16 protein-coding genes are annotated in these 16,204 nt (G+C 55.3%); 12 read left to right on the top strand and 4 right to left on the bottom strand.

The window, feature by feature from the left end; all coding sequences use genetic code 11:
- Positions 1–59: 59 nt before the first annotated feature.
- Together AC0IXH_RS16600 and metR are read right to left on the bottom strand one after the other, a co-directional pair.
- Positions 60–542, bottom strand: coding sequence for a YehS family protein (locus tag AC0IXH_RS16600; RefSeq protein ID WP_013200265.1), 483 nt, complete (start codon positions 540–542; stop codon positions 60–62).
- 98 nt (positions 543–640) lie between these two features.
- On the bottom strand, positions 641–1,582 hold the full coding sequence (gene metR / locus AC0IXH_RS16595) for an HTH-type transcriptional regulator MetR (protein ID WP_013200266.1): 942 nt from the start codon (positions 1,580–1,582) through the stop codon (positions 641–643).
- A 141-nt stretch (positions 1,583–1,723) separates the two neighbouring features.
- Here metR and metE point away from each other — a divergent pair, with 141 nt between their 5' ends.
- Entirely contained in the window at positions 1,724–4,000 is a 2,277-nt protein-coding gene (metE, locus tag AC0IXH_RS16590) for a 5-methyltetrahydropteroyltriglutamate--homocysteine S-methyltransferase (protein WP_471720733.1), read from the top strand.
- Between the two features lie 48 nt (positions 4,001–4,048).
- Here the strand turns inward: metE and AC0IXH_RS16585 are convergent, their stop codons facing one another.
- Complete coding sequence (locus AC0IXH_RS16585) at positions 4,049–4,876, bottom strand: dienelactone hydrolase family protein (RefSeq protein WP_053142074.1); 828 nt, start codon at positions 4,874–4,876, stop codon at positions 4,049–4,051.
- Positions 4,877–5,164: 288 nt separating this feature from the next.
- On the opposite strand from AC0IXH_RS16585, the gene udp reads away from it, so the two are divergent.
- The 9 genes from udp to tatD all read left to right on the top strand — a co-directional run bounded on the left by udp (position 5,165) and on the right by tatD (position 13,259).
- Positions 5,165–5,926, top strand: coding sequence for a uridine phosphorylase (gene udp, locus AC0IXH_RS16580; RefSeq protein WP_013200269.1), 762 nt, complete (start codon positions 5,165–5,167; stop codon positions 5,924–5,926).
- 73 nt (positions 5,927–5,999) lie between these two features.
- The gene (rmuC, locus tag AC0IXH_RS16575) at positions 6,000–7,535 is read left to right on the top strand and encodes a DNA recombination protein RmuC (RefSeq protein WP_106382066.1); all 1,536 of its coding nucleotides are present in this window, start codon (positions 6,000–6,002) and stop codon (positions 7,533–7,535) included.
- 76 nt (positions 7,536–7,611) lie between these two features.
- Complete coding sequence (gene ubiE, locus AC0IXH_RS16570; protein WP_013200271.1) at positions 7,612–8,367, top strand: bifunctional demethylmenaquinone methyltransferase/2-methoxy-6-polyprenyl-1,4-benzoquinol methylase UbiE; 756 nt, start codon at positions 7,612–7,614, stop codon at positions 8,365–8,367.
- 12 nt (positions 8,368–8,379) lie between these two features.
- Positions 8,380–8,985: a ubiquinone biosynthesis protein UbiJ gene (ubiJ, locus tag AC0IXH_RS16565; protein ID WP_013200272.1), complete on the top strand. Its 606-nt coding sequence runs from the start codon at positions 8,380–8,382 to the stop codon at positions 8,983–8,985.
- Complete coding sequence (gene ubiB / locus AC0IXH_RS16560; RefSeq protein ID WP_013200273.1) at positions 8,982–10,619, top strand: ubiquinone biosynthesis regulatory protein kinase UbiB; 1,638 nt, start codon at positions 8,982–8,984, stop codon at positions 10,617–10,619. The genes ubiJ and ubiB overlap by 4 nt, the downstream gene beginning before the upstream one ends.
- A gap of 120 nt (positions 10,620–10,739) precedes the next feature.
- Positions 10,740–10,985: a Sec-independent protein translocase subunit TatA gene (gene tatA / locus AC0IXH_RS16555; protein WP_013200274.1), complete on the top strand. Its 246-nt coding sequence runs from the start codon at positions 10,740–10,742 to the stop codon at positions 10,983–10,985.
- Between the two features lie 3 nt (positions 10,986–10,988).
- Positions 10,989–11,636, top strand: coding sequence for a Sec-independent protein translocase protein TatB (gene tatB / locus AC0IXH_RS16550; protein WP_013200275.1), 648 nt, complete (start codon positions 10,989–10,991; stop codon positions 11,634–11,636).
- Between the two features lie 2 nt (positions 11,637–11,638).
- Positions 11,639–12,397, top strand: coding sequence for a Sec-independent protein translocase subunit TatC (tatC, locus tag AC0IXH_RS16545; protein ID WP_013200276.1), 759 nt, complete (start codon positions 11,639–11,641; stop codon positions 12,395–12,397).
- A gap of 76 nt (positions 12,398–12,473) precedes the next feature.
- A complete protein-coding gene (tatD, locus tag AC0IXH_RS16540; protein ID WP_471720732.1) occupies positions 12,474–13,259 on the top strand; it encodes a 3'-5' ssDNA/RNA exonuclease TatD in 786 nt (261 codons plus the stop codon).
- Positions 13,260–13,283: 24 nt separating this feature from the next.
- On the opposite strand, the gene rfaH is transcribed toward tatD, so the two are convergent.
- A complete protein-coding gene (gene rfaH, locus AC0IXH_RS16535; RefSeq protein WP_013200278.1) occupies positions 13,284–13,772 on the bottom strand; it encodes a transcription/translation regulatory transformer protein RfaH in 489 nt (162 codons plus the stop codon).
- Between the two features lie 187 nt (positions 13,773–13,959).
- Between rfaH and ubiD the strand changes: the two genes are divergently transcribed.
- A complete protein-coding gene (gene ubiD, locus AC0IXH_RS16530) occupies positions 13,960–15,462 on the top strand; it encodes a 4-hydroxy-3-polyprenylbenzoate decarboxylase (protein WP_013200279.1) in 1,503 nt (500 codons plus the stop codon).
- Between the two features lie 27 nt (positions 15,463–15,489).
- Positions 15,490–16,191, top strand: a complete 702-nt coding sequence (gene fre, locus AC0IXH_RS16525) for an NAD(P)H-flavin reductase (protein WP_013200280.1) — start codon at positions 15,490–15,492, stop codon at positions 16,189–16,191.
- Positions 16,192–16,204 lie beyond the last annotated feature (13 nt).

Below are 16,204 nucleotides of genomic sequence, written 5' to 3'. Positions count from 1 at the left end.
GGGAACGTGCGGGGATAACGGGCAGGAAAAACGGGCAGACTGCTGCTGCCCGTTATGACTTACTTGGCTTTTGGCACAACCGCAGGACGGATTTTCATGGTCAGTCCTTTCAGGAAGTTACGCAGGATCTGATCGCCGCACTCGCGGTAGTTTTTGTGACCCGGCTTGCGGAAAATCGCCCCAATCTCAGACTGTCCCACCGCAAAATCCGCCATCTTCAGAATGTCGAGAATGTCGGTGGTTTTCAGATCGAACGCCACGCGCAGCTTCTTCATCATGATGTTATTGGTCATCTTGCGCTCGATGGACGGCTCTGGTGCATCTTCACTTTTGCCGCGGCGCTGGAAAATCAGGCCATTCAGGAAGTAGCCCATAATCACATCCGGGCATTCACGGAAACCGTCTTCATCGTCTTTCTTCAGGAAGCTGTTGATTTCGGCTTCGGTGACTTCTGTTTCTGCCAGCGCCAAAATTGCCACAACCTGCGCATCGCTCAGGTTAAGCATGAAGCGCACGCTGCGCAGAACGTCGTTATTAGTCATAAAAATCTCATCAGGGATCAAAGGCTGTTGTGCGCATTATAGTGACAAATGGCCGTTGATACAGGAAAACCCACCAGCGATTCAGGCTGGCAGGTAAATCAGGAGTGGGTCAGCGGAGAGGGCAGTGCGGCACCGGGCTGAGAAGCGTCTCTGACCAGCGGCAGATGATCGCAGGCATGCTGGCGGGCAGAACGGATAAAGGCTTCGGTCACCGGCTGACGCTGTTCACCATCGCGCACGGCGGCATACAGCCGACTCCACAGGCCATCACCCAGCGTTTTGGTTACCACCAGTCCCTGATGTTCGAAGCTTTCCACCACCCAATGTGGCAGTGCCGCAATCCCCATTCCGGCCGACACCATCTGGATCAGCAGTAGGGTGTTATCAACGCTTTTCAGCGCCGGGCTGACGCCAGCCGGTTGCAGGAAGTGTCGCCAGATATCCAGACGCTGACGCTGCACCGGATAAATCATCAGCACTTCATTCGCCAAATCTTCCGGCGAGATATGGTCCACTTTCGCCAGCGGGTGATCCTGGGCCAGCACTAACCTCACTTCAAAATCAAACATCGGCGAATAGAACAGGCCACTGCGCGGCAGAATATCGGAGGTCAGCACGATATCCAGCTCGCCCTGCTGCAAGGCAGGCTGAGGGTCGAAGGTGACGCCCGATTTGAAATCCATCACCACCTGAGGCCAGCTCTGGCGGAAATTACTCAACGCCGGCGTCAGCCACTGGATACAGCTATGGCATTCAATGGCGATGCGCAGCGTAGTCTGGTGAGGCTCGTGGCAGGCCTGAAGCGCCTGCTGGATCTGCGGCAACACCTGTTCCGCCAGCTGCAGCAGGATTTCGCCCTGGGGCGTAAAGCGCAGCGGCTGGCTTTTACGCACGAATAACCGAAAGCCCAGACGCTGTTCCAGGTCGCTGAACTGATGAGATAACGCCGACTGCGTTTGGTGAAGCTGGGCCGCCGCGGCCGCCAGCGAACCGGTTGTCCGCAGCGCCTGCAGCGTCCGCAGGTGTTTGAGTTCGATCATGAGAGTCCTTCACATCGACAGTGAACAATTTGCGCTTGTGGTGACTACAGTACCTGCGGATTATAGATGTGTAAACATCTGGACGTCTAAAAGCCTGATTGCATCTGCAAGGACAGCGGGCAACAACTGAGGAAAGAACTGATGACCATTCTGAACCACACACTTGGATTCCCTCGCGTCGGTCTGCGTCGCGAACTGAAAAAAGCGCAGGAAAGCTACTGGGCGGGTAACAGCACTCAGGACGATTTACTGGCGGTAGGCCGCGAACTGCGTGCCCGCCACTGGCAGCAGCAGAAGCAGGCGGGCGTTGATCGGGTGCCGGTGGGTGACTTCGCCTGGTACGATCACGTTCTGACCACCAGCCTGATGTTGGGCAACGTGCCGGCCCGTCACCAAAACAAAGACGGCTCTGTCGATCTGGATACGTTGTTCCGTCTTGGCCGTGGCCGGGCACCCACGGGTGAGCCCGCTGCCGCTGCCGAAATGACCAAGTGGTTCAACACCAACTACCACTATATGGTGCCGGAATTCACCCAGGGCCAGCAGTTCAAACTTAGCTGGACACAAATTCTGGAAGAAGTCGATGAAGCGCTGGCTCTTGGCCACAACGTAAAACCGGTGCTGCTGGGCCCGGTAACCTATCTGTGGTTGGGTAAAGTAAAAGGCGAACAGTTTGACCGACTGAGCCTGCTGAAAGACATTCTGCCGGTCTACCAGCAGGTGCTGGGCGAGCTGGCTACCCGCGGAATTGAATGGGTACAGATTGATGAACCTGCGCTGGTGCTGGAACTGCCGCAGGAATGGCTGAACGCCTTCAAACCGGCTTATGATGCCTTGCAGGGCAACACCAAACTGCTGCTGACCACCTACTTTGACAGCGCCGGCACTAACATCAATACCCTCCGTACGCTGCCGGTGCAGGGGCTGCACGTTGACCTGGTGCAGGGTAAAGACGATATCGTTGCGCTAAATGCCAGGATCCCTGCCGACTGGTTGCTGTCCGTCGGCGTTATCAATGGCCGTAACGTCTGGCGAGCCGACTTAAGTAGCTGGTTTGAACGCCTGCAACCGCTGGTTTCCCAGCGCAAACAGCTGTGGATCGGTTCGTCCTGTTCGCTGCTGCACAGCCCTATCGACCTGAGTACCGAAACCCGCCTGGACGACGAAGTGAAAAGCTGGTTCGCCTTCGCCCTGCAAAAGTGTGCTGAGCTGTCACTGCTGAGCAACGCGCTGAACAACAATAACCCGCAGTCACTGGAGGCCTGGAGCGCACCGATCCGTGCCCGCCGTGATTCGGGTCGGGTGCATAACGCGGCGGTCAGCAAACGTCTTGCGGCGATCACCGCGAAAGACAGCCAGCGCGATCATGGCTATAGCGTACGTGCTGACGCGCAGCGCAAGCGCTTTAACCTGCCGGCCTGGCCGACCACCACCATCGGTTCGTTCCCACAAACTACCGAAATCCGTGGCCTGCGCCTGGACTTCAAACAGGGTCGCCTCGACAGTAATCACTACCGTACCGGCATTGCCGGACATATCAAACAGGCCATTGCTGAGCAGGAACGTCTGGGTCTGGATGTGCTGGTTCACGGCGAAGCCGAACGTAACGACATGGTTGAGTATTTTGGCGAGAACCTCGACGGTTTTGCCTTCACGCAAAATGGCTGGGTGCAGAGCTACGGTTCACGCTGCGTCAAACCGCCCGTTATTATCGGCGACGTCAGCCGCCCGGCGGCGATCACCGTTGAATGGGCGAAATACGCCCAGTCCCTGACGGAGAAACCGGTGAAAGGCATGCTGACCGGGCCGGTTACCATCCTTTGCTGGTCATTCCCGCGTGAAGACGTGAGCCGTGAAACCATCGCTAAGCAGATTGCCCTGGCGCTACGCGATGAAGTGGAGGACCTGGAAAAAGCCGGCATCGGCATCATTCAGATCGATGAGCCTGCCCTGCGTGAAGGTCTGCCGCTGCGCCAGTCCGACTGGGCGGCCTATCTGGCATGGGCCGTTGATGCCTTCCGCCTGAACGCTGCCGTGGCGCGGGATGACACGCAGATCCATACCCATATGTGTTACTGCGAGTTCAACGACATCATGGGGTCGATTGCGGCGCTGGATGCGGACGTGATCACCATCGAAACCTCACGGTCGGATATGAAACTGCTGGAGTCGTTTGAGGAGTTTGATTACCCGAATGAGATCGGCCCTGGCGTGTACGACATTCATTCGCCAAACGTGCCCGGCGTGGAATGGATGGAAGAACTGCTGCTGAAGGCGGCGAAGCGCATCCCGACTGAGCGTCTGTGGGTGAATCCGGATTGTGGTCTGAAAACCCGCGGCTGGACAGAAACGCGTCAGGCGTTAGCGAACATGGTGCAAGCCGCCCAGAATCTGCGCAAAACTAAAAAACCGGCCTGATTTCTGAGTGATTGAAGTGATGTGGGGCGCCTGGCGCCCCTTTTTTTATTACTTCACGCCATTCTGCCGGAACCAGGCGAGCATGCGCTGCCAGCCATCTTTGGCCGACTCTTCATGATAGCTTGGGCGGTAATCGGCATTAAAGGCATGGCCCGCATCCGGATAAACAATAATTTCCGATTTGGCGTTCGCTGCACGCAGCGCCTGGCGCATAGTCTCCACGCTCTCCTGCGGAATGCTGTCATCCTTGCCGCCATAAAGTCCTAACACCGGCGCAGTTAAATCCACCGCGATATCAACCGGCTGCTTCTGCTGCTTCAGCGTCTTCTCTCCGACCATTTTGCCATACCAGGCCACGGCGGCTTTCAGCTGTGGATTGTGTGCTGCATACAGCCAGGTAATGCGTCCGCCCCAGCAGAAGCCAGTGATGCCCATATTGCGCATATCGCCGCCGTGACGGGAGGCCCAGTTGGCAACGTGATCCAAATCGGCCAACACCTGATTATCCGGAACGGTGCTGACTAATTCTTTAAACAGCGTCGGGATATCGTCGTATTCAGCAGGATCGCCCTGGCGGAAGTAAAGCTCTGGCGCAACCGCCAGATAGCCTTCGGCAGCCAGGCGACGGCAGATATCGCGAATGTGTTCATGCACGCCAAAAATCTCCTGAACCACCAGAATCACCGGCAGTGGGCCGCTGACATGACGCGGTTTGGCGTGAAAAGCGGGCATGTTCTCGCCCTGAGTAGGAATGGATGTTTCACCTGACTGGATGGCGTCACTGTCAGTAATAATCGTGGTCGATGCGGTAGGCGATACCGCAGGAGTGAACCCATTATTGCTCATTTTTTGAGTCGTATTCTCGTCGGTTTTCATTGTCCTCTCCATGCATGCATTAGCGCAATCAGCTAACTATAGCCAGGATTACGTTTGGGTCAGGGGGTTGCTCTCTACCCATCATTAACACTGCCATTACCTGACCGTGAGGGCAAGTTGTGGCAATCCGAAAGGAAAGAGTGTTTAAATGTGATGTATGTCACTTCTTGTTGTTGATTCAATGTAACTTTCATTGGACGAAGTGATGCAATTCACATAATTTTCGGCAGCTTTGCATTATTGTGACCGCCAGATCCTTATCCCCCTTTCCCGTTACAGGAGTTTGAAATGGCACACTCAGACGTTTTTCATTTGGGTTTAACAAAAGCGGATTTGCAGGGCGCGACCTTGGCGATTGTGCCGGGCGATCCTGAGCGGGTGAAAAAAATTGCGGCATTGATGGAAAACCCGGTCCATCTGGCTTCACACCGTGAATTTACCAGCTGGCGTGCAGAGCTGGATGGCAAGGCGGTGATCGTCTGTTCCACCGGCATCGGCGGTCCTTCAACGTCTATTGCAGTGGAAGAACTGGCTCAACTGGGCGTGCGCACCTTCCTGCGCGTCGGTACCACTGGCGCTATTCAGCCAGAGATTAACGTCGGCGATGTGCTGGTCACCACCGGCTCAGTGCGTCTTGATGGCGCCAGCCTGCACTTCGCCCCGCTGGAGTTCCCGGCTGTCGCGGACTTTACCTGCACCACGGCGCTGGTCGACGCGGCGAAAGCGGCAGGCGCAACCACCCACATTGGTATCACCGCATCTTCCGATACGTTCTATCCTGGTCAGGAGCGTTACGACACCTTTTCAGGCCGCGTCGTCAGCCGTTTCCAGAACTCAATGAAGGAATGGCAGGATATGGGCGTGCTGAACTATGAAATGGAGTCGGCAACGCTGTTAACCATGTGTGCCAGTCAGGGACTGCGGGCCGGTATGGTGGCGGGTGTGATCGTCAACCGCACTCAGCAGGAAATTCCTGATGCGGAAACGATGAAAAGAACCGAGAGTGATGCGGTACGTATCGTAGTAGATGCGGCGCGCCGCCTAATCTGACGCTTTTTATCTGGACATTCATACAGTAGGCCTCTACCTTTTCCCGTAGATAAGTCCATGCGGGAGAATAAAGGTGGATGCAACAATCAGTTATGGCGTTTGTCTGGCGCTGGCCGGTGTGCTGGCAGGCTGGACAATCGCCTGGTTTCGCGGGCAGCAGGTCTCAGCCCGGCAGGAAACCGAACGGCAATTGCTGCTGCAGTCAGCGGAACAGCTGCGCGAAGAGCGTCAACGGCTGCAGCAGCAGGTCGAAACCTGTCAGCAGGCGCAACGGCAGAATGAGCTCGAGTTGCGCCAGCTACACGGGACGCTGTCTGCGGCCCAGGAAAAGCTTCACCACCTCGATCACTGGCGCAATGAAACTGAACAGCTGACGCGGGAATTACGCAACCAGCTGGAAATCAACAGTTCTCAGGAAGCCGAACTGCGCGAAGTCACCATCCGTCTTGAAGAAACCCGCATGGCTGCTGAAGAGAAACAGCGCCTGCTGGTCAACAGCGAGCAGCGGCTGAACGCGCAATTTGAAAACCTTGCAAACCGGATTTTCGAAAACAGTGGCCGCCGCGTTGATGAGCAAAACAAGCAAAGCCTTAACAGCCTGATTTCGCCACTGCGTGAACAGCTGGAAGGCTTCCGCCGCCAGGTGCAGGACGGATTTGGCCAGGAAGCCCGTGAACGTCATACCCTCTCGCATGAAATCCGCAACCTGCAGCAGCTGAACGCGCAAATGGCGCAGGAAGCGATCAACCTGACCAAAGCGCTGAAAGGCGACAATAAAACCCAGGGTAACTGGGGTGAAGTGGTCTTGAGCCGCGTGCTTGAAGCCTCCGGGCTGCGGGAAGGCCATGAGTATGAAACCCAGGTCACCATTCAGTTAGAACAGAACGGAAGGATGCAGCCGGATGTGATCGTGCGTCTGCCGCAGGGCAAAGATGTGGTTATCGATGCCAAAATGACGCTGGTGGCCTACGAACGTTACTTCAACGGTGACGATGAGGCGCAGCGCGAAGCGGCAATCAGCGAGCATATTGCCGCCATTCGTGGGCATTTACGTCAGCTGAGCCGAAAAGATTACCAACAATTGCCCGGTTTACGCTCCCTGGATTATGTGTTGATGTTTATCCCGGTTGAACCGGCCTTTTTACTGGCGATCGATCGTCAGCCGGAGTTGATTAACGAAGCGCTCAACCTGAACATCATGTTAGTCAGTCCAACCACCCTGCTGGTGGCGTTACGGACGATTAACAATCTTTGGCGCTATGAGCATCAGAGCCGCCATGCCCAACGCATCGCCGATCGTGCCGCGAAGCTCTACGATAAAATGCGCCTGTTTGTCGATGACATGTCCTCAATGGGCCAAAGTCTGGACAAAGCGCAGGACAGTTACCGTCAGGCAATGAAAAAACTGTCGGAAGGGCGGGGCAATATGATCGCCCAGACCGAAAGCTTCCGTCAGCTGGGTATCGAGGTGAAACGGCCGATTAATCCGCGGCTTGTTGAACAGGCCATGCCGGAATCGGCCGAAAATATCGCTGAGCTGGAGGACGATGAAGCCCAGCCAGATGGCGATTCCGGGCAGGATAACGGCGCATTAAGAGTCAATGAATAAGCCGCCAGGCTGCGTGCCTGACCTGCTGGACTCTGGTACACTTGGCAGATAATTGATTGCAGAGCAGGCAAAACAAATGGCAGATGAATCAAAGGACACCACTCATTTCGGCTTCCGTACCGTAGCGAAAAGCGACAAGGAAGAAATGGTGGCAGATGTTTTCCATTCCGTTGCGGCCAAATATGACCTGATGAACGATTTAATGTCGTTCGGCATCCACCGCGTCTGGAAGCGTTTTACTATCGATTGCAGCGGCGTCCGCCGTGGGCAGCGCGTGCTGGATCTGGCGGGCGGCACCGGCGATTTGACCGCGAAGTTCTCGCGCCTGGTGGGCGAGACGGGCGAAGTGGTGCTGGCTGATATCAACAGCTCGATGCTGAAAGTGGGCCGTGAGAAATTACGCAACAACGGTATCATTGGCAACGTGAACTACGTGCAGGCCAATGCTGAAGCACTGCCTTTCCCGGACAACTATTTCGACTGCATTACCATCGCCTTTGGCTTGCGTAACGTCACCGAGAAAGAGAAAGCGCTGGCGTCCATGTTCCGCGTACTGAAGCCGGGCGGCCGTTTACTGGTGCTGGAGTTCTCCAAGCCGGTGCTGGAACCGCTAAGCAAGGCCTATGACGCATACTCTTTCCATATCCTGCCGCGCATCGGCGAGTTGGTGGCGAAGGATTCCGGGAGCTATCGCTATCTGGCCGAATCCATCCGTATGCATCCGGATCAGGACACACTCAAGCAGATGATGGAAGACGTGGGCTTTGAAAACACCACGTATCACAATCTCACCGGTGGCATCGTTGCACTGCACCGTGGATTCAAGTTCTAAACAGGAAAGCGAATGACTTTAACGCCGCTGTTAACCGCGGGCCTGGAAACGGCACTTAACCAGATCCTCTATCGCGATCGCGGCCTGAAAGCAGCACGTCAGCGCCTGAATGGCAAAAGCCTGGCCATCGTGCTGGCTGAACTGAAACAGCCGCTGATCTTTATCTTCAGCGAGCATCAGGTTGATGTGCTGGGCGAGTGGAATGACACGCCCGATTGCACGGTAAAAACGCAGATTGCCACCTTGCGCAAGCTGCGCGATCGCCAGCAGCTGACCAGCGTGATCCGCAGTGGCGAGCTGGAAGTCGACGGCGATCTGCAGGTTGTGCAGCACTTTTCTGCGCTTATCGATCTCGCCGAACTGGACCCCGCTGAATACCTCGCGCCCTGGACCGGGGACGTGGTGGCGCAGGGTATCAGCCAGTTTGCCCGTCGCGGTTTCCAGCTGTTACGTGGTGATGCTGAACGCAAGCAGGCCTATCTCGGTCAGGCGCTTACCGAAGAGTGGCGGCTGGCACCCGGCGGATTAGAAGCAGCCTGGTTTGCTGAAGAAGTTGATGCGCTATCGCGCGATCTTTCCGCGCTTGAAAGCCGCCTTGCAACGCTGGAGGGCAAATGACGCCAGGAGAATTGCGCCGACTCTATTTGATTATCCGGGTATTCCTCACCTACGGCCTGGATGAACTGATCCCCAAAACCCGTCTGGCATTGCCGATCCGCATGTGGCGTAAGTGCCTGTTCTGGCTGCCCAACAAACACAAAAACCTGCCGCTTGGCGACCGTATTCGCCTGGCGCTGGAGCAACTGGGTCCGGTATGGATCAAGTTTGGTCAGATGATGTCGACACGACGCGACCTGTTCCCGCCGCAGATTGCCGATCAGCTGGCGATGCTGCAGGACCGTGTAGCCCCGTTTGACGGCGTGCTGGCTAAGCAGCAGATCGAACTGTCTCTTGGTTGCCCGGTTGAATCCCGCTTTGATGATTTCATGATCAAACCTCTGGCATCAGCGTCGATTGCCCAGGTGCATACGGCAACGCTGAAAGAAAACGGCCAGAAAGTGGTGATCAAAGTGATTCGCCCGGACATCCTGCCAGTGATCAGAGCCGATATGAAGCTGATCAACCGCATGGCGCGCTGGGTTCCACGCCTGTTACCCGACGGCCGCCGCTTGCGTCCGCAGGAAGTGGTCGCAGACTACGAAAAAACGCTGATTGATGAGCTGAACCTGTTGCGCGAAGGGGCTAACGCCATCCAGCTTCGCCGTAACTTCGATAAAAGCAAAATGCTGTACGTTCCGGAAATCTTCTCCGACTACGGCAGCGAAACCATGCTGGTGATGGAGCGGATCTACGGTATTCCGATTTCCGACGTGGTGACGCTGGAGAAGCACGGCGTGAACATGAAGTTGCTGGCTGAGCGCGGCGTGCAGGTGTTCTTTACCCAAGTGTTCCGCGACAGCTTCTTCCATGCGGATATGCATCCGGGCAATATTTTTGTCAGCTACGACCATCCAGAAGATCCGCAATATATCGCCATCGACTGCGGGATTGTCGGCTCGCTGAATAAAGAAGATAAGCGCTATCTCGCCGAAAACTTCATCGCCTTCTTCAATCGTGATTACCGCAAGGTGGCCGAGCTTCACGTCGACTCTGGTTGGGTTCCGCCGGACACCAACGTGGAAGATTTCGAATTTGCCATCCGCACCGTGTGCGAACCCATTTTTGAAAAGCCGTTGGCAGAGATCTCCTTTGGCCACGTGTTGCTGAATCTTTTCAACACCGCCAGACGCTTCAATATGGAAGTTCAGCCACAACTGGTTCTCCTGCAGAAAACATTGTTGTATGTTGAAGGCATTGGGCGGCAGCTTTATCCGCAGTTGGATTTGTGGAAAACAGCCAAACCGTTCCTGGAAGACTGGATCAAAGATCAAATCGGTATTCCGGCCATTGTCAGGGCACTGAAAGAGAAAGCGCCTTTCTGGGCTGAGAAATTGCCAGAACTGCCGGAACTCTTCTATGACAGCCTGCGCCAGCACAAGCATTTGCAACACAGCGTCGACAAGCTGACCAACGATTTAAAAGGCGAACGGATCAGACAGCATAAGTCCCGTTACCTGTTCGGCGTCGGTGCGACCTTGCTGCTCAGCGGCACTGCCATCTTGCTGACACGGCCAGATTGGGATCTGATTTCCGCGGCGATGATCGCCGCCGGTCTGGTGAGCTGGCTGGTTGGCTGGCGTAAAACCAGCTGATTGTCATGAAAGGTAAACAGAAGGTTATCCCGCGCTGGTGATGGTTTGCTCATCGTCAGCGCAACACAAGCTGTATATACTGAAAAACTGGCATCACAACTCAATATCAGAGGCAAAATCATGGGCGGTATTAGTATCTGGCAATTGTTAATCATTGCCGTAATTGTTGTTCTTCTGTTTGGTACCAACAAACTCCGTACGCTGGGATCTGATTTGGGTTCATCGATCAAAGGCTTCAAAAAAGCCATGGGCGATGAAAACGAGAAAGATAAAGACCATGCTAATGATGCTGACTTCCACGCCAAACTGGCGGAAAAAGATCAGACAGAAGCGAAGAAAGAAGACGTCAAGAACGACAAGGTATAAACCGTGTTCGACATAGGCTTTAGTGAACTGATTTTGGTGTTCGTTATCGGGCTGGTCGTGCTGGGTCCACAGCGTTTACCGGTGGCGGTCAGAACCGTCGTTGGCTGGATCCGCGCTCTGCGTTCACTGGCGACCAGTGTGCAGAACGAACTCGCTCAGGAACTTAAATTGCAGGAGCTGCAGGACAGCCTGAAAAAGGTGGAAGAGGCCAGTAAGAACAGCCTTTCTCCTGAGCTGAAGGCGTCAATGGAAGAGCTGAAGCAATCAGCAGAATCCATGAAGCGTTCTTACCTCGGCGAAAATGAAAAAGCCGATGACGAAGCCAACACCATCCATAACCCCCTTGTGAAGAACTCTGCCGAGACGCATGAGGGTGTGACGCCAGCGGAAGCCGACCATCAGGCCAGTTCCCCTGTCAAAGCCCCTGACGCGGTGACCACACCGGTTCAGGTATCTGAAGCGGCAACCTCACCCATTCCGGCTACTGACGTGGCGTCTGCGCCCGTTCAGGCACCCGAAGTGGCTACCGCGCCAGCTCAGGCCCCGACAGTGAAACCTGAACCGAAACCGGCCTTGACCACGAATGGCGACGCGCCAATCCTGTCCAGCCGTGCTCCTGTTTCCACCCATTTACCGAGCGATGAACGATAAACATGGCTGTTGAAGATACCCAACCGCTTATCAGTCATTTGATTGAACTCCGTAAGCGCTTGTTGAACTGTATTATTGCCGTCGTCGGCATCTTTATCTGTCTGGCTTATTTTTCCAATGACATCTACCAGCTGGTTTCCGCGCCGCTGATTAAGCAGATGCCAGCGGGCGCCAGCATGATCGCCACTGACGTTGCGTCCCCGTTTTTCACCCCAATAAAACTGACGATGATCGTCTCGGTATTCCTTGCGGTACCGGTGATCCTGTATCAGATCTGGGCCTTTATCGCCCCTGCGCTTTATCGCCATGAGCGCAAGCTGGTTATGCCGTTGCTGTTTTCCAGTTCATTCCTATTCTATACCGGCATGGCTTTCGCCTACTTTGTTGTCTTTCCGCTGGCCTTTGGCTTCTTCGCCAAGACCGCGCCGCAGGGCGTGTTGATTGCCACTGACATTAACAACTATCTCGATTTTGTAATGGCACTGTTTATGGCATTTGGCGTCTCCTTTGAAGTGCCAATTGCTATCGTGTTGATCTGTTGGACCGGCATGACAACCCCGGAAGACCTGAAGAAGAAGCGCCCGTACGTGTTGGTGGGTGCTTTCGTGGTGGGAATGCTGTTGACCCCGCCAGATGTCTTCTCTCAGACGCTTCTGGCTATTCCGATGTATTGCCTGTTTGAAGTCGGCGTGTTCTTCGCGCGCTTCTATGTCGGCAAGCGTCGTCAGGACATGGACCCGGAAGAATCGGGCCCAGAGTAGCGTAAAGCAGGTCCAGCGCTCCCTTACATGAAGTAACGTAACCGCCCGAAAGGGCGGTTACTGTTTGGATAATCCTATGTTCGATATTGGTGTGAACCTGACCAGCACGCAGTTCGCGAAAGATCGCGATCAGGTCGTAAAACGTGCGAAAGACGCCGGGATCACCGGCTTACTGATCACCGGCACCAACGCGCTGGAAAGCCAGCAGGCGCAAAGCCTGGCCACGCGTCGTCCGGGTTATTGCTGGTCCACCGCCGGTGTCCATCCCCATCATGCCAGTGAATGGTCAGGCGAAACCGCCGCGACCCTGAAACGGCTGGCGGAGAGCCCTGAAGTGGTCGCCATTGGCGAATGTGGTCTGGACTTCAACCGCAATATCTCTGAACCTGAGCAGCAGGTTTATGCGTTCAATGCCCAGCTTGAGCTGGCTGCCGAATTGGCGATGCCGGTGTTTCTCCACTGTCGCGATGCCCACGACCGTTTCCTCGCCGTCCTCACGCCCTGGTTACCAACGTTGCCTGGTGCGGTGGTGCACTGCTTTACCGGCACGCGCGAAGAGCTTGAAGCCTACCTGGCGGCGGGACTCTCAATTGGGATTACGGGCTGGGTGTGCGATGAGCGACGTGGCGTAGAGCTTCGTGAGTTAATGCCGTTGATCCCAGCCGACCGTCTGCTGCTGGAAACGGATGCGCCCTATTTGCTGCCCCGCGACATGCGCCCGAGGCCGCCTTCACGACGTAATGAACCCTGCTTCCTGCCGCATATTGTGCAGGTAGTGGCGGGATTACGTGGGGAAGAACCCGAGGCGCTGGGACGTCAGTGCGATGCTAATGCGCGTAAGCTGTTTCGTTTGCCGGCGTAATTCCGGCATCAGCGGCAGGAAGGGTTAAAGCTTGTGGAACTGCTTGTTGTCGAGGCTGCGCGTGATCTGCTTATTGAGCAGGTTCAGCAGCAGCATTGAGCGCGCTTCCCCATCGGGCTCGGTGAAGATGGCTTTCAGCCCTTCAAACGCGCCGCAGGTAATTAACACGCGGTCGCCGGGCTGAGGCACGTCAGGATCGACCATGGTGATTGGCGTATCGGTTTGCAGTGCCATAATCACGTCATGAGGAACGCTTGCCGGCAGACTGCCGAAGCGAACGAAATGGCTGACGCCCCGCGTGGCGCTTATGGTTGTGGTATGAATCGCTTCCGGATCAAATTCTATAAACAGATAATTGGGGAAGAGCGGCTCATCCACCTGGGTGCGTTTTCCGCGAACCAATTTCTCTAATGCAATCATTGGGCTAAGACAATGCACCGATTGACGCTCAAGATGTTCTTTCGCGCGAAGCAGCTGGCCACGTTTGCAATAAAGTAAATACCAGGATTCCATAACGTCACTTTTTGATTACAGGGCCGCTAAGAATACCAAACTCATCGCCAGAGTTATAGCGGGATCCAGCAGAGATGCGGCCCTGGCAAGAATTTGGTTTGCAGATCGCGGTCGCTCCAAAAAACTAAGCATAGCGTAACAATCCTCCCTATAATGGCCGATTCACTGACCGTATTGATGAGAAGTCATGAAATACCACGACTTACGCGATTTCCTTGCCTTGCTTGAGCAGCGCGGGGAATTAAAACGTATTACGCAAGAGATCGACCCGGATCTTGAGATGACCGAAATCGCCGATCGCACCCTGCGAGCTGGCGGCCCGGCACTGCTGTTCGAAAACCCAAAAGGGTACGACATGCCGGTGTTGTGCAACCTGTTCGGTACGCCGGACCGTGTGGCCATGGGCATGGGACAGAAAGATGTCTCGGCGCTGCGTGATGTTGGCCGCCTGCTGGCGTTCCTGAAAGAACCTGAGCCACCTCGCGGTTTCCGTGATTTCTTCGATAAGATGCCGCAGTGGAAGCAGGTGCTGAACATGCCGACCAAGCGTCTGCGTGATGCGCCGTGCCAGCAAGAGATTTGGCAGGGTGACGAGGTCGATCTGCACCGAATCCCGGTAATGAAATGTTGGCCTGAAGATGCGGCCCCGCTAATTACCTGGGGATTGACCGTCACACGCGGTCCGCACAAAGAGCGGCAGAATCTCGGCATCTATCGCCAGCAGGTGATTGGTAAGAACAAGCTGATTATGCGCTGGCTCTCCCATCGCGGCGGCGCGCTGGATTTCCAGGAGTGGACGCAGCAGCATCCGGGGGAACGTTTCCCGGTATCCGTCGCGTTGGGCGCCGATCCGGCCACGATTCTGGGTGCCGTGACCCCCGTTCCTGACACCCTGTCTGAATATGCCTTCGCCGGCCTGCTGCGCGGCACTAAAACGGAAGTGGTGAAGTGCATATCCAACGATCTGGAAGTGCCCGCCAGCGCCGAAATTGTGCTTGAAGGCTATATCGAGCCTGGCGAAATGGCGCCAGAAGGCCCTTACGGCGATCATACGGGTTACTATAATGAAGTAGACAGTTTCCCGGTGTTCACCGTGACGCATATCACTCAGCGCCGCAATCCGATCTATCATTCGACCTACACCGGTCGTCCACCGGATGAACCTGCGGTGTTAGGCGTGGCGCTGAATGAAGTCTTTGTGCCGATCCTGCAGAAGCAGTTCCCGGAAATTGTCGATTTCTATCTGCCGCCGGAAGGGTGTTCCTATCGCCTGGCCGTCGTTACGATGAAAAAACAGTATGCGGGACATGCCAAGCGCGTAATGATGGGCGTCTGGTCTTTCCTTCGTCAGTTTATGTATACCAAATTTGTTATTGTCTGCGATGATGATGTGAATGCCCGTGACTGGAACGACGTCATCTGGGCGATCACCACGCGAATGGATCCGGCGAGAGATACTGTCTTAGTTGAAAATACGCCGATCGACTACCTGGACTTCGCTTCACCTGTTTCCGGCTTAGGCTCGAAAATGGGACTGGATGCGACCAATAAATGGCCAGGCGAAACGACGCGAGAGTGGGGACGTCCGATCCGTAAAGATCCGGCGGTAACAGCCCGTATCGATGAGATTTGGGACGAACTGGGCATCTTCAGTGAGCCACCTACGCGCAATAACACGCCCGGCAAATAACTGCCAGAGACCCGACAGAGGGAACGCATGACAACGTTAAGCTGCAAAGTGACCTCAGTAGAGGCGATTACCGATACTGTGTACCGAGTGAGAATGGTGCCGGAGGCTGATTTTAGCTTCCGTGCTGGCCAGTATTTGATGGTGGTGATGGACGAGCGTGACAAGCGTCCATTCTCACTGGCATCCACTCCGATGGAAAAAGACATTATCGAGCTGCACATTGGTGCCTCAGAACTGAATCTGTATGCCATGGCGGTGATGGAACGCATTCAGGAACAGCGCAAAATCACCGTCGATATTCCCCATGGTGATGCCTGGCTGCGGGAAGAGGGCGATCGCCCGCTGGTGCTGGTTGCGGGTGGAACCGGGTTCTCCTATGCCCGCTCTATTCTGCTGACCGCCCTTTCTCAGCAGCCGGATCGTGATATCGCCCTTTACTGGGGCGGACGCGAGCTGAAGCATCTCTACGATCTGGAAGAGTTAGACGCGCTGGCCATTAAGCACCCTAACCTGAAAATTATTCCGGTTGTCGAGCAGCCTGAAGCGGGTTGGGATGGGCGCAGTGGTACGGTGCTGACCGCCGTGATGAATGACTATGCCACGCTTGCCAGTCATGACATCTATATTGCAGGCCGTTTCGAGATGGCCAAAATCGCCCGTGAGCGTTTTTGTGCCGAGCGCGGCGCGAAGGAAGATCAGATGTTCGGCGATGCCTTCGCCTTTATCTGAGGTTGCCGGGGGC

This window comes from Erwinia sp. AC075, from assembly GCF_979253995.1.
Note: the sequence above shows the minus strand (reverse complement) of the source record. Positions and strands in the feature narration are given on the sequence as shown.

Excerpts from the sequence above, each read along its gene's own strand:
- AC0IXH_RS16600 (WP_013200265.1), bottom strand. The coding sequence starts at position 542 with ATGACTAATAACGACGTTCTGCGCAGCGTGCGCTTCATGCTTAACCTG.
- rfaH (WP_013200278.1), bottom strand. The coding sequence starts at position 13,772 with ATGGAATCCTGGTATTTACTTTATTGCAAACGTGGCCAGCTGCTTCGC.
- ubiE (WP_013200271.1), top strand. The coding sequence starts at position 7,612 with ATGGCAGATGAATCAAAGGACACCACTCATTTCGGCTTCCGTACCGTA.
- AC0IXH_RS16585 (WP_053142074.1), bottom strand. The coding sequence starts at position 4,876 with ATGAAAACCGACGAGAATACGACTCAAAAAATGAGCAATAATGGGTTC.
- fre (WP_013200280.1), top strand. The coding sequence starts at position 15,490 with ATGACAACGTTAAGCTGCAAAGTGACCTCAGTAGAGGCGATTACCGAT.
- ubiD (WP_013200279.1), top strand. The coding sequence starts at position 13,960 with ATGAAATACCACGACTTACGCGATTTCCTTGCCTTGCTTGAGCAGCGC.
- tatD (WP_471720732.1), top strand. The coding sequence starts at position 12,474 with ATGTTCGATATTGGTGTGAACCTGACCAGCACGCAGTTCGCGAAAGAT.
- ubiJ (WP_013200272.1), top strand. The coding sequence starts at position 8,380 with ATGACTTTAACGCCGCTGTTAACCGCGGGCCTGGAAACGGCACTTAAC.
- tatA (WP_013200274.1), top strand. The coding sequence starts at position 10,740 with ATGGGCGGTATTAGTATCTGGCAATTGTTAATCATTGCCGTAATTGTT.
- udp (WP_013200269.1), top strand. The coding sequence starts at position 5,165 with ATGGCACACTCAGACGTTTTTCATTTGGGTTTAACAAAAGCGGATTTG.
- tatC (WP_013200276.1), top strand. The coding sequence starts at position 11,639 with ATGGCTGTTGAAGATACCCAACCGCTTATCAGTCATTTGATTGAACTC.
- metR (WP_013200266.1), bottom strand. The coding sequence starts at position 1,582 with ATGATCGAACTCAAACACCTGCGGACGCTGCAGGCGCTGCGGACAACC.
- ubiB (WP_013200273.1), top strand. The coding sequence starts at position 8,982 with ATGACGCCAGGAGAATTGCGCCGACTCTATTTGATTATCCGGGTATTC.
- metE (WP_471720733.1), top strand. The coding sequence starts at position 1,724 with ATGACCATTCTGAACCACACACTTGGATTCCCTCGCGTCGGTCTGCGT.